The sequence below is a fragment of the Microbispora sp. H10836 genome (assembly GCF_012999525.1).
Lineage (GTDB): Bacteria > Actinomycetota > Actinomycetes > Streptosporangiales > Streptosporangiaceae > Microbispora.
This window is the reverse complement of sequence record NZ_JABBWU010000009.1, coordinates 54,484-80,465: the sequence shown is the minus strand read 5'-3', so window position 1 is coordinate 80,465 and position 25,982 is coordinate 54,484. Positions and strand designations below refer to the sequence as shown.

Genomic DNA, 25,982 nt, shown 5'->3' with positions numbered 1-25,982 from the left:
CCGTACGCCGCGCGAAGACCGGCCGGCGCCGCGGCGGCGCGAACCCGGGGCGGCGACCGTCAGGCCGCCGGGGCCGGCTCGCCGTGCTGCAGGGCGCGGATGCCCGCGCTGAGGACGAGCGGCACGGCCAGGGCGAGGGCCATGGACAGCACCGCGGCTCCCGAGTCGTTGACGAGCATGCCGACCAGCCCGCTGACGAGCGCGCCGAGCAGGCCCGCCCTGAGCATGGGCGCCCGTTCGAACGCGATCGGCAGGACCCCGGCGCTCGCCGCTCCCGGCCGCAGCAGCGCGAAGACCAGGAACGCGAAGGCGGCGATCACCACGGGCATCAGGTTGGGGCTGAGCAGCGTGGACAGCATCGCCCCGAGCTTGCGGGAGATCACCGGCAGGAACGTGCCGTCGGCCACCTGCCCCACGAACCGGCCGAGGTGGGTCTGGCTGGCCGGGGGACGCAGGTAGTCGAGGTAGGCGATGGCCATCACCAGCACGCCGCCCGCGACGCAGAAGGCGCCCAGCTTCACGATCGACACCCGCCTGCCCGCCACGATCAGCGCGGTGACCGCGATGCCCGGCACGAAGGCGATGACGCCGCCGAAGTCGCTGCCCACGCCCGGCCAGCCGTCGAGCAGCATCGCGAAGGCCCCGAGCGCGGCGACCAGGGCCACCGCGACGCCCTTGCGGCCCGCCCTGACCAGCCGGTCGGCGGCGGCCGTGGCGACGAGCAGCACGGCCGTGGCGAGCAACGCGAAGGGGATGTTCCCCAGGCCGTAGTAGCGGGCGCCGACCACGCCCGTGTAGCCCATCAGGCTGTTGAGCTGCAGGGGGGTGCCGGTCAGCAGGTCGCCGAGCAGCACGGCCGAGGTCACCGCGGCGATCACGGTCAGCGGTCCGAGCACGCCGCGCCGCCACGGGCCCGCGAGGGCCGCCACGGTGAGCGCCGCCGCGATCACCGCGATGGACGCGAAGAGCGTCAGCGCGGGCTGTGCCGCACGGGCCCACGGCGTGAGGTTGACGAGGTAGGTCGAGACGGGGATCGCGGCGAGCGCCACGGCGGCGGCCCGTACGGCGGGCAGCCCGTCGCGGCGGCGCAGCAGCACGAACGCGATGACGTAGAAGAGCACCTGGAGCACGGCGAGCGTGGTGAAGAAGACGCCGGTCATGTCGCGGATCGTCTGCCCGGCCACGTCGGCGGTGCGCAGGGCCGCGACACGCTCGTCCGGGGTTCCGCCGGCCGCGTGGGTCTCGACCGGCACGCCGACGACGTTCGCGGGAGCGGCCACCCCGGCCCTCGCCAGGATCGTGGCGGTGAGATCAGGAAGGATGATCATGTCGTCCCGGTGCGTGGAGCGGGCGCCGAGTGTGCCCGCCATCCCACCGCCATGGAGCATCGCGGCCCTGAGGTGGGGGACCGAACCATGGTCGGAGAGCCCGGCGACCAGCACCGTCGCCGATCCGAGCCGCGGCAGGAACGACCCGAGCCTCGTGTCGGCCGCCCGCGCCGCGGCCCGCCGCGCGCCGGCGGCCAGGAGTTCGGGCGCGTCGGTGAGCCGGTCGCCGGAGATGTAGGGCGCGACGAGGTCGGGGATCTCCACGGCGACCACGTCGCCACCGGACCACTGGGTGACCTCGGCCGGTGAGGAGGCGTAGACGTCCACCCGGCCCTCGCGGTCGGCCAGCGCGAGCGCGGCTCCCGGGCCGACGGCCATCGTCGTCCGCCCGGCCGCGTGCAGGGCCTGCCCGAGCGTGCCCGCGTCGCGCTGCCCCCGCGCCTCCCACAGCCAGGAGAACTCGGGGATCGCCGCCCCCGCGCCGTCCGCCTCGGGCGTGGGCGCCATGCCGCACCCGCCGCCCACCGCCGACCGCACCCCGGCCGAGACCGTGAGCCAGGCGTCGTACGGGCAGGTGTCCTTGCGCACGGCCCGCACGGACAGCGAGCCGAGGGCCGAGTCGCCGGCGAGCCGCCAGAGGTTCGGCGTGTCGTCCGGGGTGACGTCGCTCCACATCAGCCCGGGAATCCCGACGAGCACCACCCGCTCCCCGGCCGCCGTCCCGCTCGCGCCCGGCCCGGCCGTGACTCCCGCGGACGCCGCCGGGGCGAGGGCCACGACCGACACGCCGAACACGACGGCGACGAGCGCGCGCTTCACCCACGTGCCTCTCACCGGTGACCCCCAGCCCCGCACATGATCTTGGGAAAACTCGCGACCACGCTACCGGACCCGTCGGCGCCCCCGCAGCCCGCACAAGCAACGGATGAGGCTGGAGGACATGCGGAATCTGGGACCGAAGAGCGGGGAGCAGCCGGGGTCAGCCCGCCCGGGTCGCCGGGCTCTCGTTGCCGAGGCGGTCGACGGTGGTGACGTAGTAGGTGCCGGAGGCGCCGGCGGCGTACGACGGGGCGCCGGAGGCCGGCACGACCGCCACCAGGTTGCGCGCGTCCGCCGTCGCGCAGGAGGCGTCCTTGTCCGCCACCCGGTAGATCCCGTACGCCTGCGCGCCCGGCTGCGCCTGCCAGGTCAGCGTCCCGCCGGAGGCCTTCACCACGCGCGGGGCGACGGGCGGCGTGGCGCTCGCCCTGAGCACCGGCGGCAGCGCCGGGCGGGCGTAGTGGCTCTTCACGATCCGGTCGAGCACGCCGAGCGGGTTCTTCACCAGCTGCGCCGCGCTGAAGTAGACGTCGCCCGAGATCTCGGGATGCTTGCGGTTCAGCGTGAGATGGGCGGGCAGCTCGCCCGCCTTGGTCCAGGCGGGGGTGTCGGCGGCCCCCACCCGGTAGAGGGCCTGCCCGATGTAGAGGTCGACGGCGGTGCCCTTCACCGCGTCGGCCCACCACTTGGCGAGCACGGAGTAGTCGGCCGCGGCGAACCCGCGGGGCCAGTAGAGCTGGGGCATCACGTAGTCGACCGAGCCCGCCTTGATCCACGCCCTGGCGTCCGCGTAGATCGAGTCGTAGGCCGACATGCCCTTGGTGGCCGAGCCCGCCGGGTCCTCGGTCTTGTTGCGCCAGATGCCGAACGGGCTGATCCCGAAGACGGTGTGCGGCTTCGCCGAGTGGACCGCCTGCGAGACCTCGGCGACCAGCTGGTTCACGTTGTGCCGCCGCCAGTCGGCCAGCGTCAGGCCCTTGCCGTACTTCTTGTACGCGGCCTGGTCGGCGAACCGCGTGCCCTGCCCGGGGTAGGGGTAGAAGTAGTCGTCGAAGTGGACGCCGTCCACGTCGTAGCGCTTCACGACGTCGGTCACGACCTTGGTGACCCAGCCGCGCACCTGCGGCAGGCCGGGGTTGTAGTAGAGCTTGCCCTCGTGCTTGACGGTCCAGTCGGGATGGAGCCGCGCCGGGTGCCCGGCGGGCAGCCTCGAGGAGGCGGAGTCGGCCGCCCGGTAGGGGTTGAACCACGCGTGGAACTGCAGGCCACGCTTGTGGGCCTCGTCGACCAGGAACGGCAGCGGGTCCCAGCCCGGGTCCTGGCCCGCCGTGCCGGTGAGCCACTGGGACCACGGCTCCAGCGACGAGCGGTAGATGGCGTCCGAGGCGGGCCGGACCTGGAAGAACACCGCGTTCAGGCGTCGTTTCACGGCGTTGTCGAGGATTTTCACGTATTCGGCCTTCTGCCGCTCGGGCGGCAGCCCCGGCTTCGACGGCCAGTCGAGATTGTGCACGGTGGCGACCCAGACGCCGCGTAGCTGGCGCTTGGGATATTTCTCATTGACGGCGCAGGTGTCGGCCGCCGTGAGCGTCTCCGCCCTGACCTGCTGCCGCTGCGCCTTCGGGGCCACCGTACGGCCGGCCTTCTCGGCGCCGACCTTCTCGGCCTGGGCGCCGGGGCCGAACGTGTAGGCGGCTCCGACCGCGACCGCGGCGATGACGGTGGTCGCGATCAACGGACGGATGACCTGTCCCCGCTCGGTCACGTGGCTACCCCTCCGATTTGCCAGTAAGTCCGGCCATAAGTCTTACACCGGCAAAAGAATGGTTTAGCCAGAAAAACGAAATGAACTTGTGATGCGCATGTGACGCCAGGCACCTATCGGGACTCCCCGTACGGCGCGAATACGAAACCCGGCCCCCGGAAAAGGGCCGGGTGAGCTGCGCGGACATGGCGGGGCCCCGGCGGCGGGAGGCGGGCCGCCGGGGTCCCCGGTGGGGCTGCTACTCGCCCGCCGCGGCCACCTTGCCGGCCAGGTGCGCGGGCAGGGGCTCGTACCGCAGGAAGGAACGGGTGAACGTGCCCGCCCCGTGGGACAGCGAGCGCAGGTCGATCGCGTACCGTGTGATCTCCAACTGTGGCACCTCGGCGCGCACCAGCGTGCGGCCGGTGCCGACCGGTTCGGTGCCGAGCACCCTGCCCCGGCGGGAGGACAGGTCGGACATCACGGCCCCGACGTAGTCGTCCGCCACGAGGACCGACACCTCGTCCACCGGTTCGAGCAGGTGCGTCGCCACCTTGGACGCGGCGTCCTTGAGCGCGAGCTGACCGGCGATCTGGAAGGCCATGTCGGACGAGTCGACCGAGTGGGCCTTGCCGTCGTAGAGCGTGACGCGAACGTCGACCATCGGATAGCCGGCGACGACCCCGCGTTCCATCTGCGCCCGCACGCCCTTCTCCACGGACGGGATGAACTGCCTCGGGACCACCCCGCCCACGATCTTGTCGACGAACTCGAACCCGCCGCCCGACGGCAGCGGCTCGACCTCGATGTGGCAGATCGCGTACTGCCCGTGGCCGCCGGTCTGCTTGACGTTGCGCCCCAGGCCCTGCGCCTTGCCGGCGAACGTCTCCCGCAGCGGCACCCGCAGGTCGATCTTCTCGACCTCGACCCCGTGCCGCTTGGCCAGGCGGTCGAGCAGGACGTCGGCGTGCGCCTCGCCCATGCACCACAGCACGAGCTGACGGGTCTCGGCGTTGTTCTCCAGCCGCAGGGTCGGGTCCTCCGCGACCAGACGGCTCAGGGCCTGGCTGAGCTTGTCCTCGTCGGCTTTCGACCTGGCACTGATCGCCACCGGCAGGAGCGGTTCCGGCATGGTCCACGCCTCGACCAGCAGCGGGTCGTCCTTGTCGGAGAGCGTGTCGCCCGTCTCGGTCCGCGACAGCTTGGCGACCGCGCAGATGTCCCCGGCGACGCACTTGCCCACGGTCCGCTGGACCTTGCCCAGCGGCGACGACAGCGTGCCCACCCGCTCGTCGACGTCGTGGTCCTCGTGCCCCCGTTCCGCCAGGCCGTGGCCGGAGACGTGCACCGTCATGTCCGGCCGCAGGGTGCCGGAGAAGACCCGGACCAGGCTGATCCGCCCGACGTACGGGTCGCTCGTGGTCTTCACGACCTCGGCCACGAGCGGGCCGTCCGGGTCGGCGGTGATCTCCCTGCACGGCTTGCCGTCGATCCCGGTGATCTTCGGCAGCGGGTGCTCCAGGGGCGACGGGAAGCCCTGGGTGACGATCTCCAGGAGCTCCAGCATGCCGACGCCGGGAGCCGTGGCGAGGACCGGGTAGAAGCCGGCCCGCGCGACCGCCTTCTCCAGGTCGTCGATCAGCACCTTGGTGTCGATCGTCTCGCCGGAGAGGTAGCGGTCCATGAGGGTCTCGTCCTCGCTCTCCTGGATGATCCCCTCGATGAGGTCGCCGCGGTACTGCTCGATGACCGCGAGCTGGTCGGCGTCAGGCTCCCGCTCGGCCCGGCGGCCGCCGCCGTAGTCGAACAGCCGCTGTGAGAGCAGCCCGAGCAGCCCGGTGCCGTTCACCGGTAGATAGAGCGGCGCGACGCCGTCGCCGAACGCGTCCTGGCAGGTGGCGAGGACCTCGTCGAAGTTGGCGCGCTGATGGTCGATCTTGGTGATGACCACGGCGCGGGGCATCCCGACGAGCGCGCACTCCTCCCAGAGCATGCGGGTGAGCCCGTCCACGCCGTCGGCCGCCGAGACGACGAACAGCGCCGCGTCGGCCGCGCGCAGCCCGGCCCGCAGGTCGCCGACGAAGTCTGCGTACCCGGGGGTGTCCAAGAAGTTGATTTTGATGCCGTTGTAGACGACGGGGGCGACCGACAGGTTCACCGAGCGCTGCTGGCGCACCTCCACCTCGTCGAAGTCGCTGACCGTGGTGCCGTCCTCGACCCGGCCGGGACGCTGGATGGTGCCCGTCTCCCCGAGCAGCGCCTCGATCAGCGTGGTCTTCCCGGCCCCGGAATGGCCGACCAGCACGACATTGCGCACCATGTCCGGCCGATCGGCCGCGGGTGCCCTGCCCGCGGCCCCTGTTGTCGCGCCGGTTGATCTTTCGGCCACATCGCCTCCCGAATCTCGGAGCGGTCGGGATGGGCGCGTGGCACGCACCCCGCGCCGGCCGCTCGTGCCGTCGCTGTCCGCGCCCGGGGGCCCGCCCTTCTCCGGGACCGCACGAAGATCTCCGAGACACCTCCGGGCGGCCCTGCGGGCGCGTGCTCTTCACCCTTTACCCATGTGGCGCATATCACAAGACTTTTCGGCCAATGTGCTTGCGAGGTGCGGCAGCCCTGGATGGCCTACGATCGAACGGCGATGTTGAACATCCTGCGCCCCGCCGTCACCCGAGTCATGACCCCCCTGGGGCGAGCCCTCGCCCGATGGGGGATCTCGCCCGATGTGATCACGACGATCGGCACGCTCGGAGTGGTGGCCTCGGCCCTCGCCTTCTACCCGCCCGGGCATCTGTTCGCGGGAACGCTCGTCATCACGTTCTTCGTGCTCGCCGACCTCCTGGACGGCGTGCTGGCCCGCATGACGGGCAAGGGGAGCACGTGGGGCGCCTTCCTCGACTCCACGCTCGACCGTCTCGGCGACGCCTCGATCTTCTCGGGGCTGATCCTCTACTTCGTCCTCAAGGACGAGCCCGAGATCGTCCTCGCGGCAGTCGCGCTCTTCTGCCTCGTCGCGGGAGCATTGGTCTCCTACGCCAAGGCCAGGGCCGAGGGCCTCGGCATGACCGCGAACGTCGGCATCGCCGAACGGGGGGAGCGTCTCGTGGTCGTGCTCGTCGCGGCCGGACTGTCCGGCCTCGGCGTGCCGTACGTCCTGGCGGCCGGGCTCTGGCTGCTCGCCGCCGCCAGCGCCGTCACGGTGGTCCAGCGGATGGTGCACGTGTACAGACAGGCGGTGGTCAGATGAAGGGCACGGCCGGCCCACCCTCCGGTGCGGCGCCGGACGACCCGTCCCCCGCACGGCCGGGGCGCCCCGGCGCGGCGCCGCTCGCCGACCGGCTGGTCGCGGCGGCGTACACCGTCGGCTGGGCCGTGGTCCGCCACGTGCCGGGACGGCTGGCCGCCTGGTTCTTCCAGGTCCTGGCCGACTGGCTGTGGCGCAAGCGGGGCAGGTCCGTACGCCGCCTGGAGGCCAACCTGGCCCGCGTCGTCGGCGGCGACCCCGCGGATCCCGCCGTACGCGACCTGAGCCGGGCCGGCATGCGCTCCTACTTCCGGTACTGGATGGAGTCGTTCCGCTTCACCGCCTACACCCGCGAGCGCATCCTCGACGGCACCCGGGTCACCGGGGGCGAGTACATCTTCGACAACATCGCCAGGGGCAGGGGAGTGGTGGTCGCGCTGCCCCACATGGGCAACTACGACCTCGCCGGGGCCTGGCTGGTGCACACGGGCCACCCCTTCACCACCGTCGCCGAGCGGCTGAAGCCGGAGTCGCTGTTCGAGCGCTTCGTGACCTACCGCGAGCGGCTCGGCATGGAGGTGCTGCCGCTGACGGCCAAGGGCGGCGGCAGCGCGATGGCGTTCGGCACGCTCGCCAAGCGGCTGCGCGAGGGCAGGCCGGTGTGCCTGCCCGCCGAGCGCGACCTGACCGCCTCCGGCGTCGAGGTCGACTTCTTCGGCGCCAGGACGCGCATGGTCGCCGGGCCCGCGCTGCTGGCGGTCCAGACGGGCGCCGCGCTGCTGCCCGCCGTGCTGTGGTTCGAGGACGACGGCTGGGGCATCCGGATCCACGAGGAGATCCCCGTGCCGTCCGAGGGGACGCGGCAGGAGAAGGTCGGGGTGATGACCCAGGCCATGGCGGCGGTGTTCGAGAAGGGCATCGCCGAGCACCCGGAGGACTGGCACATGCTCCAGCGCCTGTGGCTCGACGACCTGGAGCCCCGGGCCGGGGCCGGGTCGTGAACATCGGCATCGTCTGCCCGTACACCTGGGAGGTTCCCGGGGGCGTGCAGGCGCACATCAGGGACCTCGCCGAGGCGCTCATCGACGACGGGCACAAGGTGTCGGTCATCGCCCCCGCCGCCGACGACGCCGAGCTGCCGCCGTACGTGACCCCGGCGGGCCGCGCCGTGCCCGTGCCGTACAACGGGTCGGTCGCCCGCCTGGCGTTCGGCTTCCTGTCGGCGAACCGGGTGCGCAAGTGGATCAGGGAGGGCGGGTTCGACGTGCTGCACGTGCACGAGCCCGCGGTGCCCTCCCTCGGCGTGCTGGCCTGCTGGGTCGCCCGCGGGCCGATCGTGGCGACGTTCCACGCCTCCTACGAGAGGTCGCGGGCGATGTCCGTGGCGGCGCCGATGCTGCAGAGCGCGCTGGAGAAGATCACGGGCAGGATCGCGGTCTCCGACGCCGCCCGTAAGACGCTGGTGGAGCACCTCGGCGGCGACGCGGTGCTGATCCCGAACGGCGTCACGGTGCGCAGGTACGCCGAGGGCGAGCCGCTGCCGGGCTGGGGCCCGGACGGCGGCGTGATCGGCTTCCTCGGGCGGATGGACGAGCCGCGCAAGGGGCTGGCCGTGCTGCTGGAGGCGTTCGCGCTGCTCGCGCCCGAACGGCCGCGGCTGCGGCTGCTGATCGCCGGTCCCGGCGACCCCGACGACGTGCTCGACCGGGTGCCCAAGCCCTACCGGGACAGGGTCGGGCTGCTCGGCATGGTCAGCGAGGCCGACAAGGTGCGTGCCTACCACTCCGTGGACGTCTTCTGCGCGCCCAACCTGGGCGGCGAGAGCTTCGGCATCGTGCTCACCGAGGCCATGTCGGCGGGGGCGCCGATCCTCGCCAGCGACATCCCCGCCTTCCGGCGCGTGCTGGGCGACGGCCAGGCCGGGGCGTTGTTCACGACCGGGGACCCCGCCGCCCTGGCCGGGGAGGCCGCCCGGCTGCTCGACGACCCCGGACGCCGCGCCAAGCTCTCCGACGAGGCCCGCCAGGCCGTGTGGAAGTACGACTGGTCGACGGTCGCGCGGGAGGTCGTGCGCGTCTACGAGACCGTCACCCACGCCAGCGCGGGAGTCGTGGAGGACGCGCTGCCGTGACCACCACTGTCATCCTCGTGGCGGCCGTGGTCGTCGTGCTGTTCGCCGTCTACGTCTCCTGGCGGGCCGGGCGGCTCGACCGCCTCCACATCCGCCTGGAGACCGCGCAGGCCGCGCTCGACGCCGCGCTGCTGCGCCGCGCCGCGGTCTGCCTGGAGCTCGCCGGCTCGCGCATCCTCGATCCCGCCACCTCGCTGGTGCTCGCCGCGGCCGCCCACGAGGCCCGTACGGCGGGGCCGGACGAGCGCGAGCACGCCGAGAGCGACCTGTCGAGGACGCTGCGGGCGGTGGTCGACCAGGAACGGTTCAGGGAGAAGCTGGCCGAGCATCCCGCGGGGACGGCGCTGCTGGAGGAGCTGGACACGGCGGTCGCCAAGGTCGTCTACTCGCGCCGGTTCTACAACAACGCCGCCGGCGTCACCCGTACGGCACAACGGCGCTGGCTGGCCCGCACGCTGCGCCTGGCCGGGCACACCGACCCGCCCCGCTTCTTCGACATCGACGACGAACCGCCCGAATCCCTCGCTACTGGATAGTCACTTTTTGTCGGGTATTTCGGGCTGATCCCGGTAAGCTCATGCCGTTTCATAGCCATGCTGGTCAACGGGTCCGCATGGGCCAGGTCCGTCGTGCCTGGTGTCGGGGGCTTTCCACCGGGAGGAGCGGTACGGTGCGGGCAGGGATCGGCTTCACGCTGGCCATGGCGGTCATCCTGACCGGAACCGCGTGTTCCGGCGACGACAAGCCGGCCGCCCAGTCCCAGGGAGCGAGCCCGCTGGCGTCCCCGTCGCCGACGCCGCCTCCCGAGCACCCGTTCACCGGCCGCCCGGTCGCCTCCCGCAGGCCCGTCCTCGCCGTGAAGATCGAGAACACCCACGCGGGCAAGCCGCAGATGGGCGTGCGCAGCGCCGACATCGTCTACGTCGAGCAGGTCGAGGGCGGGCTCACCCGGCTCATGGCGATCTTCTCCTCGAAGCTGCCCGCGCAGGTGGGACCGGTCCGCAGCGCCCGCATCTCCGACCTGCACATCCTCCCGATGTTCGGCAAGCCCGCCCTGGCCTACTCCGGGGTGCAGACGAAGATGATCCCCTTCGTCCAGAAGGCCTCGCTGTTCGACGTGTCCGACAGCCGCGTCCCCGGCGCGTACACCCGCGCCCAGGGCCGCGTCGCGCCGTACAACCTGGTCGGCAGCCCCAGGCAGCTGCTCGCCAAGGCGCCGCAGGCGAGCAAGGCGAAGGACATCGGATTCGTCTTCTCCGACGAGTCGCCCGCCGGGGGCACGCCGCAGAAGAGCGTCAGCGTGCGCTATCCGGCGGCGCGCTTCACGTTCACCTGGTCGGCGGCGCAGAAGCGCTGGCTGGTCACCCAGGACGGCGAGAAGGACATGGCCGCCGAGGGCGGTCAGCAGGGCGCCCCCACGATCGTCATCCAGTGGGTGAAGACCGAACGCTCGGAGTTCCACGACTTCACCGGCAGCTACACCCCGCTCGTGCACACGGTGGGCAAGGGCACCGGCGTCGTGCTCAGGGACGGCCAGGCCTACCGGGTGAAGTGGTCGCGCGCCTCGGAGAAGGAGGGCACCGCCTACACCATGGCCGACGGCACGCCCATGCCGTTCGCCCGCGGCCAGGTCTGGGTGGTGCTCGCCTCGCGCAAGCCCGTCGCGCCGTGATGGACAAAAGACATGATCGACTCCGCCATGTGGGAGCGTCGGGTGCGGGATCGGCCAGCACCTACCATGGAGAGGAATCCGTAGGCCCGCCGTCGTGAGGTAGCACCGTGTCCAGCAGCACGCCCGAAGTCAACGAGACCACCGCCGTCGGCACCGCCCGCGTGAAGCGCGGCATGGCCGAGATGCTCAAGGGCGGTGTCATCATGGACGTCGTCACCCCGGAGCAGGCCAAGATCGCCGAGGACGCCGGAGCCGTCGCCGTCATGGCGCTCGAGCGCGTCCCCGCCGACATCCGCGCCCAGGGCGGAGTGTCCCGGATGAGCGACCCCGACATGATCGAGGGCATCATCAGCGCCGTGTCCATCCCCGTGATGGCCAAGGCCAGGATCGGCCACTTCGTCGAGGCCCAGGTGCTCCAGGCGCTCGGCGTCGACTACATCGACGAGTCCGAGGTCCTGACCCCGGCCGACTACGCCAACCACATCGACAAGTGGCAGTTCACCGTTCCCTTCGTGTGCGGGGCCACCAACCTCGGCGAGGCGCTGCGCCGCCTCACCGAGGGCGCCGCGATGATCCGCTCCAAGGGTGAGGCCGGCACCGGAGACGTCTCCAACGCCACCACCCACATGCGCAAGATCCGGGGTGATATCAAGCGCCTCACCTCGCTGCCCGAGGACGAGCTGTACGTCGCCGCGAAGGAGCTGCAGGCGCCGTACGAGCTGGTGGCCGAGGTCGCCAAGACCGGCAAGCTGCCGGTGGTGCTGTTCACCGCGGGCGGCATCGCCACTCCCGCCGACGCCGCGATGATGATGCAGCTCGGCGCCGAGGGCGTGTTCGTCGGCTCGGGCATCTTCAAGTCCGGCGACCCCGCCAAGCGCGCCGCCGCCATCGTCAAGGCCACCACGTTCTACGACGACCCCGACGTGATCGCCAAGGTCTCGCGCGGCCTGGGCGAGCCCATGGTCGGCATCAACGTCGACGACATCCCCGTGCCGCACCGCCTCGCCGAGCGCGGCTGGTAGACGGCCCCGCGAGCTCGGCACACGGGGGAGACACGCTCGGCTGGGACATCCCAGCCGGGCGTTCTTGCTGTTCGTGCATCGGAGGTCGGGATGACCGCTTGGTGATGTCGCCTTTCGGGTGACCGATATCGTTCCGCCGGTCTTTACTCTCCTGTCACGATCGATCATCAGGCTGCGGGCGTCCCGCCTCTGATCGTCACAGGGAGCCCAATTGCCCGGCCTCGATCGTCGTTCCTTCCTCGTCACCGGACTCGCCGCGGGGGCCGTCGCCGCGGTCCCCGGCGCCGCCCTGGCGGCCCCCACGCCCACGCCCGGGGCGGCGGGCGACGGGCTCGGCGGCATGCCGCGGCGCGCGTTCACGGTGCAGTGGCAGGTCTACGCCGACGAGAGCTGCCGCCGAGTGGTGCGGGCGGGCGTGGCCGAGGCGAGCCCGGAATGGGGGCACAGCGTCCACGTCGAGGTGGACCACCTGCAGCCCGGCAGGGAGTACTGGTACCGCTTCCGCGTCGGGCCGTACGTCTCACCGGCCGGCCGGGCCCTGACCGCGCCGGACCCGCTGTCGTTCGGCGGCCCGCTGACGGTGGCCTTCGTGTCCTGCGCGCAGTACGAGCACGGCTACTTCACCTCCTACCGCCGCCTCGCCGAGGACCACCCGGACCTGGTCCTCCACCTGGGCGACTACCAGTACGAGTACACCAGGAACACCTACGTCGCCCCCGGCGGCAACGTGCGCGACCACGAAGGGCCGGAGACGATGACGCTGGCGAACTACTGCCAGCGGCACGCGCAGTACAAGACCGACCCCGACCTGCAGGCCGCGCACGCCGGCGCCCCGTGGCTGGTCGTCTTCGACGACCACGAGGTGGACAACAACTGGGCCGACGAGATGCCGGAGCGCACGGAGGAGCAGCCCACCTTCCTCGAGCGCCGGGCCGCCGCCTTCCGCGCCTACTACGAGAACATGCCGCTGCGCCGCACCTCCGTACCGCGCGGCATCGACATGCAGCTCTACCGGCGTGTCAGGTGGGGAGCGCTGGCGAACTTCCACATGCTCGACACCCGGCAGTTCCGTGACGACCAGGGCTGCGGCGACGGCTACAAGGACTGCCCGGAGGCGGTCGACCCGGCCCGCTCGATCATGGGCTTCGAGCAGGAGGCGTGGCTGCTCGACGGCTTCCGTCGATCGCGGGCGCGCTGGGACGTCATCGGCCAGCAGGTCTTCTTCGCCCAGCGCGACAACAACGCCGGGCCGGCGAAGATCACCAGCCAGGACACCTGGGACGGTTACGTCGCCTCGCGGCAGCGTGTCACCCAGGGCTGGATCGACGCCGGCGTGCGCAACCCCGTCGTTCTCACGGGAGACGTGCACGCGCACTGGGCCAGTGACCTGAAGCTGGACTACGACGACCCGACCGGCCCCACGGTCGGGTCCGAGCTGGTGACGACCTCCATCAGCACCACCGGCGACGGGGCCGACTCCGACCCGGCGGCGCACCCCTTCCTGAAGATCAACCCGCACCTGAAGTTCTACAACAACCAGCGCGGCTACGTCCTCACGAAGATCGACAGGGACGCGCTGACCGCCGACTTCAGGGTGGTGCCCGTGGTCTCGGCCCCCGGCTCCGAGGTGCGCACCAGGGCGACGTTCGTGATCGAGGACAGGGTGCCCGGCGTGCAGCAGACGTACCTGCGCCCGCTCGACCCCTCGATCGCGGCGCGGCGTGCGATCACGGTCGAGGACACCGTGCGGCAGGAGACCGAGCGCCCCTGACAAACGTGCCCCGGCGGGCGGCGTCCCCTTCGGGGGCGCCGCCCGCTTCGTCTGTTCCGGCCCGGCCACCGTTATCGTGACCTGCTATGACGACCGACGACACCGGGCGGCTAGCCGAGGCCCTGTCGCGCGAGCTGCGCCACATCGTGATGCTGCTGCGCCGTACGACGGCGGGGCAGCCGGTCACCAGCCAGCAGTACTCCGTGCTCGGCTCCCTGGAGGACGGCGCGCGCCGGATGACCGAGCTGGCCGAGGAGCACGGTGTGCAGCTCCCGACGATGACCGTGCAGGTCAACCGCCTGGAGGAGGCCGGCCTGGTCGCGCGGGGCACCGACGCCTCCGACGCGCGGGTGCGCACCGTCGAGCTGACCGGCGAGGGCCGCGACCGCCTGCGGGCCGTACGGCGGGCGCGGGTCGCCTACCTGTCCGGCCGGCTGGGCGCGCTGACGCCCGAGGAGCGCTCCGCCATCGCCCGCGCCCTTCCCGCCCTGGCCAAGCTGGGCCGCGTCTGACACTCCCTGGAGCGTCTGATTTATCGTTTTGGGCGCGCAAGACCGCGGCCATACCCTGAACAGGGTCACCACAGGAAGGGAAACCGTGACGTCCGCACCCAAGATCGGCGTGCTCGCCCTGCAGGGCGACGTGCGCGAGCACATCCGCGCTCTGGAGGATTCGGGCGCGACCGCGGTGCCGGTGCGCAGGCAGGAGGAGCTCGCCGCGGTGGACGCGCTGGTCGTCCCGGGCGGGGAGTCGACCACGATCTGGAAGCTCGCCACCGCCTTCGAGCTGCTCGAACCGCTGCGGCTGCGGATCAAGGAGGGCATGCCCGCCTACGGCTCGTGCGCCGGCATGATCATGCTGGCCGACCGCATCCGGGGCGGCATCGAGGGCCAGGAGACGCTGGGCGGCATCGACATGGTGGTCCGCCGCAACGCCTTCGGCCGCCAGGTCGACTCGTTCGAGGCCGACCTCGACTTCGCCGCGCGCGGGACGATCAGGGCCGTCTTCATCCGCGCGCCCTGGGTCGAGTCCGTGGGGCCCGACGTGGAGGTGCTGGGCCGCACCGAAGCTGGGGATAGGATCGTCGCGGTCCGACAGGGACCGTTGCTCGCGACGTCCTTCCATCCGGAGCTGACCGGCGACGCGCGGGTGCACTCGTATTTTGTCGAAATGGTGAGGGAGCTCTAGGCGAATGTCCGGCCACTCCAAATGGGCGACGACGAAGCACAAGAAGGCGGCGCTGGACTCCAAGCGCGGCAAGCTTTTCGCCAAGCTCATCAAGAACATCGAGGTCGCGGCCAGGACCGGCGGGCCCGACCCGGACGGCAACCCCACGTTGTTCGACGCCATCACCAAGGCCAGGAAGAACTCGGTCCCGATCGACAACATCGAGCGGGCCCGCAAGCGCGGCGGCGGCCTCGAGGCCGGCGGCGCCGACTGGCAGACGATCATGTACGAGGGCTACGCCCCGGGCGGCGTCGCGGTCCTCATCGAGTGCCTCACCGACAACCGCAACCGCGCGGCGTCCGAGGTGCGCGTGGCGCTGACCCGCAACGGCGGCTCGCTCGCCGACCCCGGTTCGGTGTCGTACATGTTCAACCGCAAGGGCGTCGTGATCGTCCCCAAGGGGTCGCTGACCGAGGACGACGTGCTCATGGCCGTCCTCGACGCGGGGGCCGAGGAGGTCAACGACCTCGGCGACAACTTCGAGGTGGTCTGCGAGGCCTCCGACCTCATCCCGGTGCGCAAGGCGCTGCAGGACGCGGGGATCGACTACGAGTCGGCCGAGGCCAGCTTCGTCCCCACGCTCAACGTCCCCCTCGACGAGGACGGCGCCCGCAAGGTCTTCAAGCTCATCGACGCGCTCGAGGACAGCGACGACGTGCAGAACGTCTGGGCGAACTTCGACGTGAGCGACGAGGTCATGGAGAAGGTCGAGGCCTGACGCCGAAGTCGGACAGAGGGGCGGAAAACCGGTGGCAGCGGCCGACGGCGCCCGCATAGCCTGGCCTGCTGTGGAAATCCGTCATCTCACGAGCGACGACCTTGACGCCGTCCTCGACTCCCGCAGGCGCGCCTTCGGCCCGTTGTCCGGCGACGGCGCGCAGATGTGGCGCAAGCTCGTCACCCCGATGCTGCCCGAGGGCCGTTACCTGGGCGCCTTCGACGGCACCCGCCTCGTCGGCACGGCCAGGATCAACCCGTACGTCCAGTGGTGGCACGGCCGCCCGCAGTCGATGGGCGGCGTGGCGGGCGTGACGGTGGCGCCGGAGGACCGCGGCAGGGGAGTGGGCCGGACGCTCATGGACGCGGTGATCGAGCGCTGCGCGCAGCTCGGCCACGCCGTCTCCGCGCTGTACCCGGCCACCACGCCGCTGTACCGGAGCGCGGGCTACGAGCACGCCGGCGTGCTCCAGCGGATCACCCTGCCCGCCGAGGCGCTGCGTACGGTGGGCGACCCCGGCGGCGCGGTCAAGCTGCGCCGGATGGGCCCGTCCGACGCGGCCGAGCTCGTGGCCCTGATCGGCAGGGTGCACGCCGCCACGCGCGCGAGCGGGCCGCTGACCTTCGACGAGCGGACCTGGCGCCTGTGGCTGGAGGACGACGACGACTTCTGCTACCTGGCTGAGGACGGGTTCGTCGTCTACCGGTGGAACGACGGGGACATCGAGGTCGACAACCTGCTCGCGGAGTCGGAGGCGACGGCCCGGGCGCTGTGGTCGATGGTCGGCAGCGCCTCGTCCGTCGCGAAGTCGGTGACCGCCTGCGTCGACCCGGCCGACCCGGTGCTCTGGATGCTGCGGGAGCGGTCGAAGGACGAGGTCACCCAGACCCGGTGGATGTTCCGGCTGATCGACCTGCCCGGCGCGGTCGGGGGGCGCGGCTTCCCCGCCGGGCTGTCCGTCGAGATCCCCGTCGAGGTGACCGACTCCCGGCGCGCCGGCAACACGGGCGCGTGGCTGCTGCGGGTGGACGGGGGCTCGGGCTCCGCGACGCGCCGGGACACCGCGCCCGGAGAGAGCACCCGGCTCACGATCGGCGGCATGTCCGCGCTGTTCGCCGGTGTGCCCACGGCCACGCTCCGCCGCGCCGGCCTGCTGACCGGCGGCTCTCCCGAGGCCGACGACGCGCTGGACGCGGCCTTCGGCTGCGCCGCGTACATGATCGACTACTTCTGACACGCCCGCGCCGCCGCTGATCGCGATAGAGTGACCGGCCGAACAGGTGTTCGGCGCAGTGGCGGTGAGGTGCGGTGGCTGCGCCGGCCGGGATCAGGGAGGCGTGCCGGTGCGGTTGCCCCAGATGCGGGTGATGGGCGTGGATCCGGGGCTGACGCGGTGCGGTCTCGGCGCCGTGGAGGGCCGTCCCGGCGCGCCGCTGAGTCTGCTGTCGGTGGGGGTGGTCCGCACCCCGGCCGACGACGACATCGGGTCCCGGCTGGTCGTCATCGAGGCGGAGATCGAGCGCTGGCTCGACGAGATCAGACCGGACGCGGTCGCCGTCGAGCGGGTCTTCGCCCAGCACAACGTCCGCACGGTCATGGGGACGGCCCAGGCGTCGGCCGTCGCGATCGTCTGCGCGGCCCGGCGGGGGCTGCCGGTCGCGCTGCACACGCCGAGCGAGGTCAAGGCCGCCATCACGGGCAACGGCAACGCCGACAAGAAGCAGGTCGGCACGATGGTCACCCGGCTGCTGCGGCTCGACGCCATGCCCAAGCCCGCGGACGCCGCCGACGCGCTCGCCCTGGCCATCTGCCACGTCTGGCGCGGCGGCGTGCAGCACCGCCTGGCCGACGCCCTGGCCAGGGCCCGTCACGGCGGTGCGGGCGCCACTGGCACTGGGGGCTCTGGGGCCTCTGGTAGGACTGGGACGCCCGGCGAAGTCGCGGCCGGGCGTACGGACCGGGGAGGGAGCACGCGGTGATCGCATCCGTGGCGGGGCAGGTGGCGGCGATCGGGGCCGACAGCGCCGTGGTCGAGGTGGGCGGCGTCGGGATGCTCGTCCACTGCACCCCGGGGACCCTGGCGGGGCTGCGGGTCGGCGAACCCGCCCGGTTGTCCACCTCGCTCGTCGTTCGCGAGGACTCGCTCACGTTGTACGGCTTCGCCTCCGACGACGAGCGCACGGTCTTCGAACTGCTCCAGACGGCCAGCGGGGTCGGGCCGCGCCTGGCCCTGGCCATGCTCGCGGTCCACGCGCCCAACGCCCTGCGCGTCGCGGTGGCGAGCGCCGACATCAAGGCCCTGACGATGGTGCCGGGCATCGGCCAGAAGGGCGCGCAGCGCATCGTGCTCGAACTCAAGGACAAGCTCGGCACTCCGGCCGGGGCCGTCGACGCCGCGCTGAACGGCTCGGCCGCCGCGCCGGCCTGGCGCGACCAGGTCCACTCCGGGCTGGTGGGGCTGGGCTACTCGTCCCGCGACGCCGACGAGGCGGTGGCGGCGGTGACCGCGGAGGCCGAGGCGGAGGTCGCGGCCGGCCGCGCCCCGCAGGTGGCCGTGCTGCTGAAGTCCGCCCTGCGCGCACTGAGCGTGCGGTGACCGTGTGACGGGCTGATGGTTCGATGAAATTTTCACCGGGAAGCGGACAGGTCCCGGCAGGCCGAGCGGATGGTGTCGAGTGAGCTTCGAGCGGGATCTCGTGTCGCCCGAACCCGAGGGCGACGAGCGGGCGATCGAGGCCGCGCTGCGTCCCCGGCGTCTGGAGGAGTTCATCGGGCAGGGCCGGGTGCGCGAGCAGCTCTCGCTGGTGCTGGAGAGCGCCCTGCGCCGCAACCGCCCGCCCGACCACGTCCTGATGAGCGGGGGTCCCGGGCTCGGCAAGACGACGCTGGCCATGATCATCGCTTCCGAGCTGGGCGCGCCGCTGCGGATGACCTCAGGTCCGGCGCTGGAGCGCGCGGGCGACCTCGCCGCGATCCTGTCCACGCTGACCGAGGGCGAGGTCCTGTTCATCGACGAGATCCACCGCATGGCCCGCCCGGCGGAGGAGATGCTCTACCTGGCCATGGAGGACTTCCGGGTCGACATCGTGGTCGGCAAGGGCCCCGGCGCCACCTCGATCCCTCTCGACATCGCCCCGTTCACGCTGGTCGGGGCCACCACGCGGGCGGGGCTGCTGCCCGCGCCGCTGCGCGACAGGTTCGGTTTCACCGCGCACATGGACTTCTACGAGGTGGCCGAGCTCGAGCAGGTGCTGCGGCGCTCCGCCCGGCTGCTGTCGGTGGAGCTGCCGGACGAGGGCGCCCATGAGATCGCCCGCCGGTCACGGGGGACGCCCCGGATCGCCAACCGCCTGCTGCGGCGGGTGCGCGACTTCGCCGAGGTACGCGCCGAAGGCGTGATCACCATGGATGTCGCGGCGGCGGCGCTCAACCTGTACGAGGTCGACGCCGAGGGGCTGGACCGGCTCGACCGGGCCGTGCTCGACGCGTTGCTGCGCAAGTTCGGCGGCGGCCCGGTGGGCCTGTCGACGCTCGCGGTGGCCGTGGGGGAGGAGCCGGAGACCGTCGAGGTCGTGGCCGAGCCCTTCCTGGTGCGTCAGGGGCTGCTGGCCCGCACTCCGCGGGGCCGAGTCGCCACCGCCGCGGCCTGGGCGCACCTCGGCCTGACTCCGCCCCCCGACGCCGTGGGCGCGGTCGCCGCGCCCACGCTCTTCGACGACAAGTGAGCGCCCCTCCGTCGGCGCCGGCACGGACGCGGCGGCTGGAAGCGGAAAGCGGGGCAAAGAGGTAACAGACCGATTGCGAAGCCCATGAAACGGGAACTTTCCTGCCCGCCAGGCCGTGGGTTCGTTGCCGGGCTTCTGCGGGCTCGCATACACTGCGTGGCTTGACTGGCCGTTCTTGCGACACGAGAAGCGTCGCGGTGGCCCGCGTGTGAAGCGCACAAGACCTCCGGCGCCAGGCCGGTTCATCACGTTACGGAAGGGTGGCCCCCGTGGGTAACAACCCGCTTGGGACGTTCCTGCCACTGATCTTGCTGGTAGTGGTTTTCTACTTCCTCCTGATCCGCCCGCAGCGCAAGCGGCAGCAGGAGCAGATCCGGATGCAGAACTCCCTCACCCCGGGCGTCCGGGTCATGACCACGACAGGCCTGTTCGCGACGGTCGTCGCCCTCGAGGACGACGACGTCGTGCTGGAGCTGGCCCCCGGCGTCGAGACCCGCTGGGTCAAGGCGGCGATCGGCCGGGTGCTCACTCCTGTTGACGAGGTGACGAGCGGGGAGACCGAGGGGACCGTGGCGGAAGGTTCCGACACGGGGAACGGTGACGACACGAGCACCAAGCAGTCCTGAGTAGGCTGATCACAACTTTTCGACGAAAGAACTGACCTCCAGTGGCCCCACCGACAAGTAGCCAGAGCAAGCCTGGACGCACACTCCTGCTGCTCCTTGCGCTCATCCTCGTCATGGGCGCGACGGTCGCCCTCCAGAAGGCGTTCGTCCCCAAATTCGGCCTCGACCTCGCGGGCGGCACCACGGTGACGCTCTCGCCGGTCACGGCGAACGGGAAGGCGCCGTCGCAGGAGAGCCTCGACCGAGCCGTGACGATCATCCGGCAGCGTGTCAACGGCACCGGCATCTCCGACGCCCAGGTCGCGAAGGCGAACGACAACATCGTGATCCAGATCCCGGGCGCGGGCCGGGACGAGGCGCTGCGACTGGTGTCGACCACCGCCGAACTGCGTATGCGGCAGGTGCTCGCGGTGGCCGCCGCCACGAACCAGCCGGCCGCGGTGCCCACGGCGGCCCCGACGCCGAGCTCGTCGGCGGCGGCGACGCCCGCGGCCACTGCGGGTGAGTCGACCCCTGCCAGGGAGAGCGCGCCTCCCAGCGGGAACGCCTCTCCGGCCGGCCGCGTCCTCTCGAAGGCGCTGACCGCGCCGTCCCCGGAGCCGACGAGCACCTCGACGAGGGCCACGACCCACCGCAGGGCCGGCGCCGGGGCCGCCCGGGCCAAGGCCTCGCCCTCGGCCACTCCGAGCCCATCGCCACCGGCCGCTTCGGAGGACGCCGGCGACCCACTGGCCGGTCAGGACACCAGCGGCATCGAGCCGGCGCTGCTGGACGAATTCCGTAAGATCGACTGCACCGCGAAGAACCGCGGTCAGGGCGCCATCGACGACCCGAACAAGCAGATCGTCGCCTGCAGCGACGACGGCACGGCCCGGTACATCCTGGACAAGGCCGCGGTGCAGGGCACCGAGATCAGCGGCGCGCAGGCGGGCACCGACCCCACCACCGGTGAGTGGATCATCCAGGTCGACTTCAAGTCGAAGGGCGCGTCGCTGTTCGCCGACATCACCCGGCGCATCACCAGCCTGCCCGCCCCGCGCAACCAGCTCGCCAACGTGCTGGACGGCGTCGTCATCGTCGCTCCGACGATCGAGGAGGCCATCCCCGGCGGCAGCGCCCGCATCTCCGGCAGCTTCACCCAGACGACCGCCACCGAACTGGCCGACCAGCTCAAGTACGGCGCGCTGCCGCTGAAGTTCCAGCAGAGCTCGGTCGTCTCGGTCTCCTCGACCCTCGGCCAGGACCAGCTCAGGGGCGGCCTCATCGCCGGCGCGCTCGGTCTGATCATCGTCGTGTTCTACCTGCTGCTCTACTACCGCGGCCTGGGGCTCATCGGCATGGCCAGCCTGGCCGTGGCCACCGTGTTCACGTACCTGACGGTGGACGTGCTGAGCCACAACGCCGGCTTCCGCCTCTCGCTGCCGCACATCATCGGTCTGGTGGTCTCGATCGGCATCACCGCGGACTCGTTCATCGTCTACTTCGAACGCATCCGTGACGAGATCAAGGAGGGCCACCGCACGCTCCGCTCGGCGGTGGAGGTGGCCTGGCGGCGCGCCCGGCGCACCATCCTGGTCGCCGACGCCGTCATGTTCATCGCCGCGGTGGTGCTCTACTTCCTCGCGGTCGGCGACGTGGCCGGCTTCGCGTTCGCGATGGGCCTGACGACGCTCATCGACATCGTGGTGGTGTTCCTGTTCACCAAGCCGCTGATGTCCCTCGTGGCGCGGTTGCGGTTCTTCTCGAAGGGCCACAAGCTGTCCGGACTCGACGCGGAGCGCATGGGCCGCACCAGCCCCGCCGAGCAGACCCTGCAGGAGGCGTGATGCCGGGCATGATCAGCCGCCTCTACCGCGGCGACATCAACATCGACTTCGTCGGCAAGCGCAAGGTCTGGTATGGCCTGTCGGTGTTCCTGCTGGCGGTCTCCATCCTGGGCCTGGCGCTGAACGGGCTGAACCTGGGCGTGGAGTTCCGCGGCGGCTCGGTCTTCGACTTCCCGCGCACGCCCGGCTCCAGCATCGAGCAGGTCCGTGAGACCGTCGCGGACACCGGAGTCCACCAGGTCATCGTGCAGCAGGCCGGCCCCAACTGGCGGGTCACCACCGAGAGCCTCAAGGGCGACGAGGTGACCAAGGTCCAGCAGACGGTGGCCCAGAAGTACGGCATCACGGAGGACGAGGTCAGCTCGCAGGTCATCGGCGCGACCTGGGGTGGCGAGGTCTCCCAGAAGGCCTGGATCGGCCTCGCGGTCTTCATGATCGCGATCATGCTGTACCTGTCGGTGGCCTTCGAGTGGCGGATGGCCCTCGCGGCGATCGTCGCCCTCGTCCACGACCTCGTGATCACCGCGGGCGTCTACGCCTGGTCGGGCTTCGAGGTCACCCCGGCGACCATGCTCGGCTTCCTCACGATCCTCGGCTACTCGCTGTACGACGCGGTCGTGGTCTTCGACATGATCAAGGAGGTCACCGGCAAGCTCGGCACGAGCGCGAGGATGACCTACACGCAGGCCGCCAACAACGCGCTCAGCCACACGCTGATCCGGTCGCTGAACACCTCGCTGGTGGCGATCCTGCCGGTGGCGGCGATCCTGTTCATCGGCACCACGCTGCTCGGCGCGGGCACGCTGAAGGACCTGTCGCTGGCTCTGTTCGTGGGTATGGTCGTCGGCACCTACTCGTCCCTGTGCGTGGCGACGCCGATCCTGGTCACGCTCAAGGAGCGGGAGCCCAAGTGGCAGGCGCTGGCCCAGCGGGTGCACGCCAAGGAGGCCGCCGCCGCCAAGGCCGCCCGTACGGCCAAGGAGCCCGTCTCCGCCGGCTCGCAGAACGTCACGGCTCAGGCGACGGACAAGCGCAAGAAGCGCTGATCGCGCTCGCCGCAGGCGCCCCCGGAACCTGTCAGGTTCCGGGGGCGTCTTCGTGTTCTCCGAGCCCGCCGGGGGCCCGCTAGGGTGAGCGTCGTGACTGACTGGACCGCTCTCATCAGGGATGTTCCCGACTACCCCAAGCCGGGCATCCTCTTCAAGGACATCACGCCGCTTCTGGCGGACCACGGCGCCTTCACCCGGGTCGTGGGCGAACTCGGGGACGGCCTGGAGTTCGACAAGGTGGTCGGCATCGAGGCCCGGGGCTTCATCCTGGCCGCGCCGGTGGCCTACCGCAGCGGCGCGGGGTTCGTACCAGTGCGCAAAAAGGGCAAATTGCCTGCCGACACGTTCGAGGCCTCCTATGATCTCGAGTACGGCTCCGCGACGATCGAGGTACACGCCGACGCGTTCGACCCCGGAGACCGGGTCCTGATCGTGGACGACGTCCTCGCCACGGGCGGCACGGCCCGGGCGGCCGTGGAGCTGGTCAGGAGGACGGGCGCGGAGGTCGTGGCCGTCTCCTTCCTGATGGAGCTGTCCTTCCTCTCCGGCCGCGACCGGCTGCCGGGCCTGGACGTCCGGACCCTGCTCACCGTCTGAGCGGAGCCGCCGCCCGGGGGGTACGTGGCCGAGAGTGCTGTGGCAGCACGGATACACTGTGGAATCTGGACTCGACGTGAGGAGTCTGTGTGCCCCGTGATGTGGTCGTGCCCGGCAGCGCGCGGGTCGATCGCGGAGTGATCTCCCGCGACGCCCCCGAGCCCGTCGCCGATGTGCCCCCTGACGCGGCGCGCGACCCGGCGGAGAGCCCGGAGGACAGGCCGGCTACGGCCACGCGACGAAGGCTCGCCCGGTTCGGGGGGCAGTGGGGTGCTATGAATCCGGTGTTGGAACCGCTCTTCAAGACGGTCCGTGCCACCCATCCCAAGGCCGACCTGCGGCTGATCGAGCGGGCGTACGACGTCGCGGCCTACCATCACCGCGACCAGAAGCGCAAGAGCGGCGACCCCTACATCACCCACCCGCTCGCGGTGGCGACGATCCTGGCGGAGCTGGGCACGGACGACGAGACGCTGTGCGCCGCCCTGCTGCACGACACCGTCGAGGACACCGCCTACAGCCTCGACGAGTTACGAGCCGACTTCGGCGACAACATCGCGTTGCTCGTCGACGGCGTGACCAAGCTCGACAAGGTGAAGTTCGGCGACGCGGCGCAGGCTGAGACCGTGCGCAAGATGGTCGTCGCGATGTCGCGCGACATCCGCGTGCTGGTGATCAAGCTGGCCGACCGGCTGCACAACATGCGGACCATGCGCTACATGCCCGAGCACAAGCGCCAGCAGAAGTCCCGGGAGACGCTGGAGATCTTCGCGCCGCTGGCCCACCGGCTCGGCATGAACACCATCAAGTGGGAGCTGGAGGACCTCGCGTTCGCCATGCTCTACCCGAAGCGGTACGACGAGATCGCCCGGATGGTGTCGGAGCGCGCGCCCCGCCGCGACCTGTTCCTGCACGAGGTCATCGAGAAGGTCTCCGCCGACCTGCGCGAGGCGAAGATCAAGGCGACCGTGCGCGGCCGGCCCAAGCACTACTACTCGATCTACCAGAAGATGATCGCCAAGGGCGTGGCCTTCGACGACATCTACGACCTGGTGGGCATCCGCGTCCTGGTCGACACGGTCCGCGACTGCTACGCGGCGCTCGGAACGATCCACGCCCAGTGGAAGCCGGTGCCGGGGCGGTTCAAGGACTACATCGCCATGCCCAAGTTCAACATGTACCAGTCGCTCCACACGACGGTCATGGGACCCGAGGGCAAGGCCATCGAGCTGCAGATCCGCACGCGGGCCATGCACAACCGCGCCGAGTACGGCGTGGCCGCCCACTGGAAGTACAAAGAGGAGATGACCGGGGCAGGGCCCGGCAAGGTCAAGCAGGTCAACGACATGGCCTGGCTCCGCCAGCTGCTGGACTGGCAGAAGGAGACCTCCGACCCCGGGGAGTTCCTGGAGTCGCTGCGCTTCGACCTGTCGGTGTCGGAGGTGTTCGTCTTCACCCCGCGCGGCCAGGTGATCGCCCTGCCCGAGGGCGCCACTCCGGTCGACTTCGCGTACGCCGTGCACACCGAGGTCGGTCACCGATGTATCGGCGCGCGGGTGAACGGCAGGCTGGTGCCGCTGGAGTCCCGCCTGGGCAACGGCGACACCGTCGAGATCTTCACGTCGAAGTCCCCGGACGCGGGCCCGTCGAGGGACTGGCTCAAGTTCGTGAAGAGCGGCCGGGCCCGCAACAAGATCCGCCAGTGGTTCACCAAGGAGCGCCGCGAGACCGCCATCGAGGCGGGCAAGGAGGCGATCGGGCGGGCCATGCGCAAGCAGGGCCTGCCGCTGCAGCGGCTGATGTCCGGTGAGGCGCTGCTGGCCCTGGCCAGGGACCTGCGTTACGCGGACGTGTCCGCGCTGTACGCGGCCGTCGGCGAGGGGCACATCACGGCCCAGGCGGTGGTGGACAAGCTCGTACAGGCCCTGGGCGGCGTCGAGGGGGCCGAGGAGGACATCGCCGAGGCCCAGGTCCCGACGCGGCTGAAAGGCCGTCTGAGGGCCAACTCGAACGCCGGTGTCATGGTCGCGGGCGATCCGGACGTGTGGGTCCGGCTGTCCCGTTGCTGCACTCCGGTGCCGGGAGACGAGATCGTGGGGTTCGTCACGCGGGGGCACGGCGTCTCGGTGCACCGCACCAACTGCCCCAACGTGGAGCAGCTCAGCGCCCACGCCGACCGGCTGGTGGAGGTCGCCTGGTCGCCAGGGGACGACTCGGTCTTCCTCGTCGCCATCCAGGTGGAGGCGCTCGACCGGCCCCGGCTGCTGTCGGACGTCACGCGGACCCTGTCCGACCAGCACGTGAACATCCTGTCGGCGTCGGTGACGACCAGCCGCGACCGGGTGGCCATCAGCAAGTTCACGTTCGAGATGGGCGACCCGAAGCACCTCGGCCACGTGCTCAAGGCGGTGCGCAACGTCGCGGGCGTCTACGACGTCTACCGCGTGACCAGCTGACCCCTCCACGGGCGTGATCGCGCGGTT

General features: G+C 71.3%; 22 protein-coding genes. 19 read left to right on the top strand and 3 right to left on the bottom strand.

Features of this window, described 5'->3' with window-relative positions:
- Positions 1 to 59: 59 nt before the first annotated feature.
- The 3 genes from HHX30_RS18060 to HHX30_RS18050 all read right to left on the bottom strand — a co-directional run bounded on the left by HHX30_RS18060 (position 60) and on the right by HHX30_RS18050 (position 6,280).
- The gene (locus HHX30_RS18060) at positions 60 to 2,162 is read right to left on the bottom strand and encodes a hypothetical protein (RefSeq protein ID WP_169983139.1); all 2,103 of its coding nucleotides are present in this window, start codon (positions 2,160 to 2,162) and stop codon (positions 60 to 62) included.
- A 145-nt stretch (positions 2,163 to 2,307) separates the two neighbouring features.
- Positions 2,308 to 3,912, bottom strand: a complete 1,605-nt coding sequence (locus HHX30_RS18055; protein WP_169983138.1) for a family 10 glycosylhydrolase — start codon at positions 3,910 to 3,912, stop codon at positions 2,308 to 2,310.
- A gap of 238 nt (positions 3,913 to 4,150) precedes the next feature.
- The gene (locus HHX30_RS18050) at positions 4,151 to 6,280 is read right to left on the bottom strand and encodes an elongation factor G-like protein EF-G2 (RefSeq protein ID WP_169983137.1); all 2,130 of its coding nucleotides are present in this window, start codon (positions 6,278 to 6,280) and stop codon (positions 4,151 to 4,153) included.
- A gap of 252 nt (positions 6,281 to 6,532) precedes the next feature.
- On the opposite strand from HHX30_RS18050, the gene pgsA reads away from it, so the two are divergent.
- The 19 genes from pgsA to HHX30_RS17955 all read left to right on the top strand — a co-directional run bounded on the left by pgsA (position 6,533) and on the right by HHX30_RS17955 (position 25,955).
- Positions 6,533 to 7,138, top strand: coding sequence for a phosphatidylinositol phosphate synthase (pgsA, locus tag HHX30_RS18045; RefSeq protein WP_169983136.1), 606 nt, complete (start codon positions 6,533 to 6,535; stop codon positions 7,136 to 7,138).
- Positions 7,135 to 8,136 (top strand): phosphatidylinositol mannoside acyltransferase, encoded by a 1,002-nt coding sequence (locus tag HHX30_RS18040; protein ID WP_169983135.1) that lies wholly within the window; start codon positions 7,135 to 7,137, stop codon positions 8,134 to 8,136. Before pgsA ends, HHX30_RS18040 begins: the two co-directional genes overlap by 4 nt.
- Entirely contained in the window at positions 8,133 to 9,266 is a 1,134-nt protein-coding gene (locus HHX30_RS18035) for a glycosyltransferase family 4 protein (protein WP_169983134.1), read from the top strand. Before HHX30_RS18040 ends, HHX30_RS18035 begins: the two co-directional genes overlap by 4 nt.
- Positions 9,263 to 9,802 (top strand): hypothetical protein, encoded by a 540-nt coding sequence (locus HHX30_RS18030; RefSeq protein ID WP_169950012.1) that lies wholly within the window; start codon positions 9,263 to 9,265, stop codon positions 9,800 to 9,802. Before HHX30_RS18035 ends, HHX30_RS18030 begins: the two co-directional genes overlap by 4 nt.
- 134 nt (positions 9,803 to 9,936) lie before the next feature.
- A complete protein-coding gene (locus HHX30_RS18025) occupies positions 9,937 to 10,938 on the top strand; it encodes a DUF3048 domain-containing protein (protein WP_311922538.1) in 1,002 nt (333 codons plus the stop codon).
- A 107-nt stretch (positions 10,939 to 11,045) separates the two neighbouring features.
- On the top strand, positions 11,046 to 11,960 hold the full coding sequence (pdxS, locus tag HHX30_RS18020) for a pyridoxal 5'-phosphate synthase lyase subunit PdxS (protein WP_169983133.1): 915 nt from the start codon (positions 11,046 to 11,048) through the stop codon (positions 11,958 to 11,960).
- 211 nt (positions 11,961 to 12,171) lie between these two features.
- Positions 12,172 to 13,731: an alkaline phosphatase gene (locus HHX30_RS18015; protein WP_169983132.1), complete on the top strand. Its 1,560-nt coding sequence runs from the start codon at positions 12,172 to 12,174 to the stop codon at positions 13,729 to 13,731.
- 86 nt (positions 13,732 to 13,817) lie between these two features.
- A complete protein-coding gene (locus HHX30_RS18010) occupies positions 13,818 to 14,243 on the top strand; it encodes a MarR family winged helix-turn-helix transcriptional regulator (protein WP_169983131.1) in 426 nt (141 codons plus the stop codon).
- A gap of 85 nt (positions 14,244 to 14,328) precedes the next feature.
- On the top strand, positions 14,329 to 14,919 hold the full coding sequence (gene pdxT / locus HHX30_RS18005; protein WP_169983130.1) for a pyridoxal 5'-phosphate synthase glutaminase subunit PdxT: 591 nt from the start codon (positions 14,329 to 14,331) through the stop codon (positions 14,917 to 14,919).
- Positions 14,920 to 14,923: 4 nt separating this feature from the next.
- Complete coding sequence (locus tag HHX30_RS18000) at positions 14,924 to 15,676, top strand: YebC/PmpR family DNA-binding transcriptional regulator (RefSeq protein WP_169983129.1); 753 nt, start codon at positions 14,924 to 14,926, stop codon at positions 15,674 to 15,676.
- Between the two features lie 70 nt (positions 15,677 to 15,746).
- Positions 15,747 to 16,910 (top strand): enhanced intracellular survival protein Eis, encoded by a 1,164-nt coding sequence (gene eis / locus HHX30_RS43290; protein WP_169983128.1) that lies wholly within the window; start codon positions 15,747 to 15,749, stop codon positions 16,908 to 16,910.
- Positions 16,911 to 17,034: 124 nt separating this feature from the next.
- Entirely contained in the window at positions 17,035 to 17,655 is a 621-nt protein-coding gene (ruvC, locus tag HHX30_RS17990; RefSeq protein ID WP_169983323.1) for a crossover junction endodeoxyribonuclease RuvC, read from the top strand.
- Complete coding sequence (gene ruvA, locus HHX30_RS17985; protein WP_169983127.1) at positions 17,652 to 18,272, top strand: Holliday junction branch migration protein RuvA; 621 nt, start codon at positions 17,652 to 17,654, stop codon at positions 18,270 to 18,272. The genes ruvC and ruvA overlap by 4 nt, the downstream gene beginning before the upstream one ends.
- Positions 18,273 to 18,351: 79 nt before the next feature.
- Complete coding sequence (gene ruvB / locus HHX30_RS17980; RefSeq protein ID WP_169983126.1) at positions 18,352 to 19,401, top strand: Holliday junction branch migration DNA helicase RuvB; 1,050 nt, start codon at positions 18,352 to 18,354, stop codon at positions 19,399 to 19,401.
- A gap of 269 nt (positions 19,402 to 19,670) precedes the next feature.
- On the top strand, positions 19,671 to 20,027 hold the full coding sequence (yajC, locus tag HHX30_RS17975; protein ID WP_169983125.1) for a preprotein translocase subunit YajC: 357 nt from the start codon (positions 19,671 to 19,673) through the stop codon (positions 20,025 to 20,027).
- A gap of 113 nt (positions 20,028 to 20,140) precedes the next feature.
- Complete coding sequence (secD, locus tag HHX30_RS17970) at positions 20,141 to 21,853, top strand: protein translocase subunit SecD (protein WP_169983124.1); 1,713 nt, start codon at positions 20,141 to 20,143, stop codon at positions 21,851 to 21,853.
- Entirely contained in the window at positions 21,853 to 22,899 is a 1,047-nt protein-coding gene (gene secF, locus HHX30_RS17965; protein ID WP_169983123.1) for a protein translocase subunit SecF, read from the top strand. Before secD ends, secF begins: the two co-directional genes overlap by 1 nt.
- Positions 22,900 to 22,992: 93 nt before the next feature.
- Positions 22,993 to 23,499: an adenine phosphoribosyltransferase gene (locus tag HHX30_RS17960; RefSeq protein ID WP_169983122.1), complete on the top strand. Its 507-nt coding sequence runs from the start codon at positions 22,993 to 22,995 to the stop codon at positions 23,497 to 23,499.
- A 275-nt stretch (positions 23,500 to 23,774) separates the two neighbouring features.
- The gene (locus HHX30_RS17955; RefSeq protein WP_169983322.1) at positions 23,775 to 25,955 is read left to right on the top strand and encodes a bifunctional (p)ppGpp synthetase/guanosine-3',5'-bis(diphosphate) 3'-pyrophosphohydrolase; all 2,181 of its coding nucleotides are present in this window, start codon (positions 23,775 to 23,777) and stop codon (positions 25,953 to 25,955) included.
- The last annotated feature ends 27 nt before the right edge of the window (positions 25,956 to 25,982 follow it).

Excerpts from the sequence above, each read along its gene's own strand:
- pgsA (WP_169983136.1), top strand. The coding sequence starts at position 6,533 with ATGTTGAACATCCTGCGCCCCGCCGTCACCCGAGTCATGACCCCCCTG.
- HHX30_RS18040 (WP_169983135.1), top strand. The coding sequence starts at position 7,135 with ATGAAGGGCACGGCCGGCCCACCCTCCGGTGCGGCGCCGGACGACCCG.
- HHX30_RS18010 (WP_169983131.1), top strand. The coding sequence starts at position 13,818 with ATGACGACCGACGACACCGGGCGGCTAGCCGAGGCCCTGTCGCGCGAG.
- HHX30_RS18000 (WP_169983129.1), top strand. The coding sequence starts at position 14,924 with ATGTCCGGCCACTCCAAATGGGCGACGACGAAGCACAAGAAGGCGGCG.
- ruvC (WP_169983323.1), top strand. The coding sequence starts at position 17,035 with ATGCGGGTGATGGGCGTGGATCCGGGGCTGACGCGGTGCGGTCTCGGC.
- secD (WP_169983124.1), top strand. The coding sequence starts at position 20,141 with ATGGGCGCGACGGTCGCCCTCCAGAAGGCGTTCGTCCCCAAATTCGGC.
- secF (WP_169983123.1), top strand. The coding sequence starts at position 21,853 with ATGCCGGGCATGATCAGCCGCCTCTACCGCGGCGACATCAACATCGAC.
- HHX30_RS17955 (WP_169983322.1), top strand. The coding sequence starts at position 23,775 with ATGAATCCGGTGTTGGAACCGCTCTTCAAGACGGTCCGTGCCACCCAT.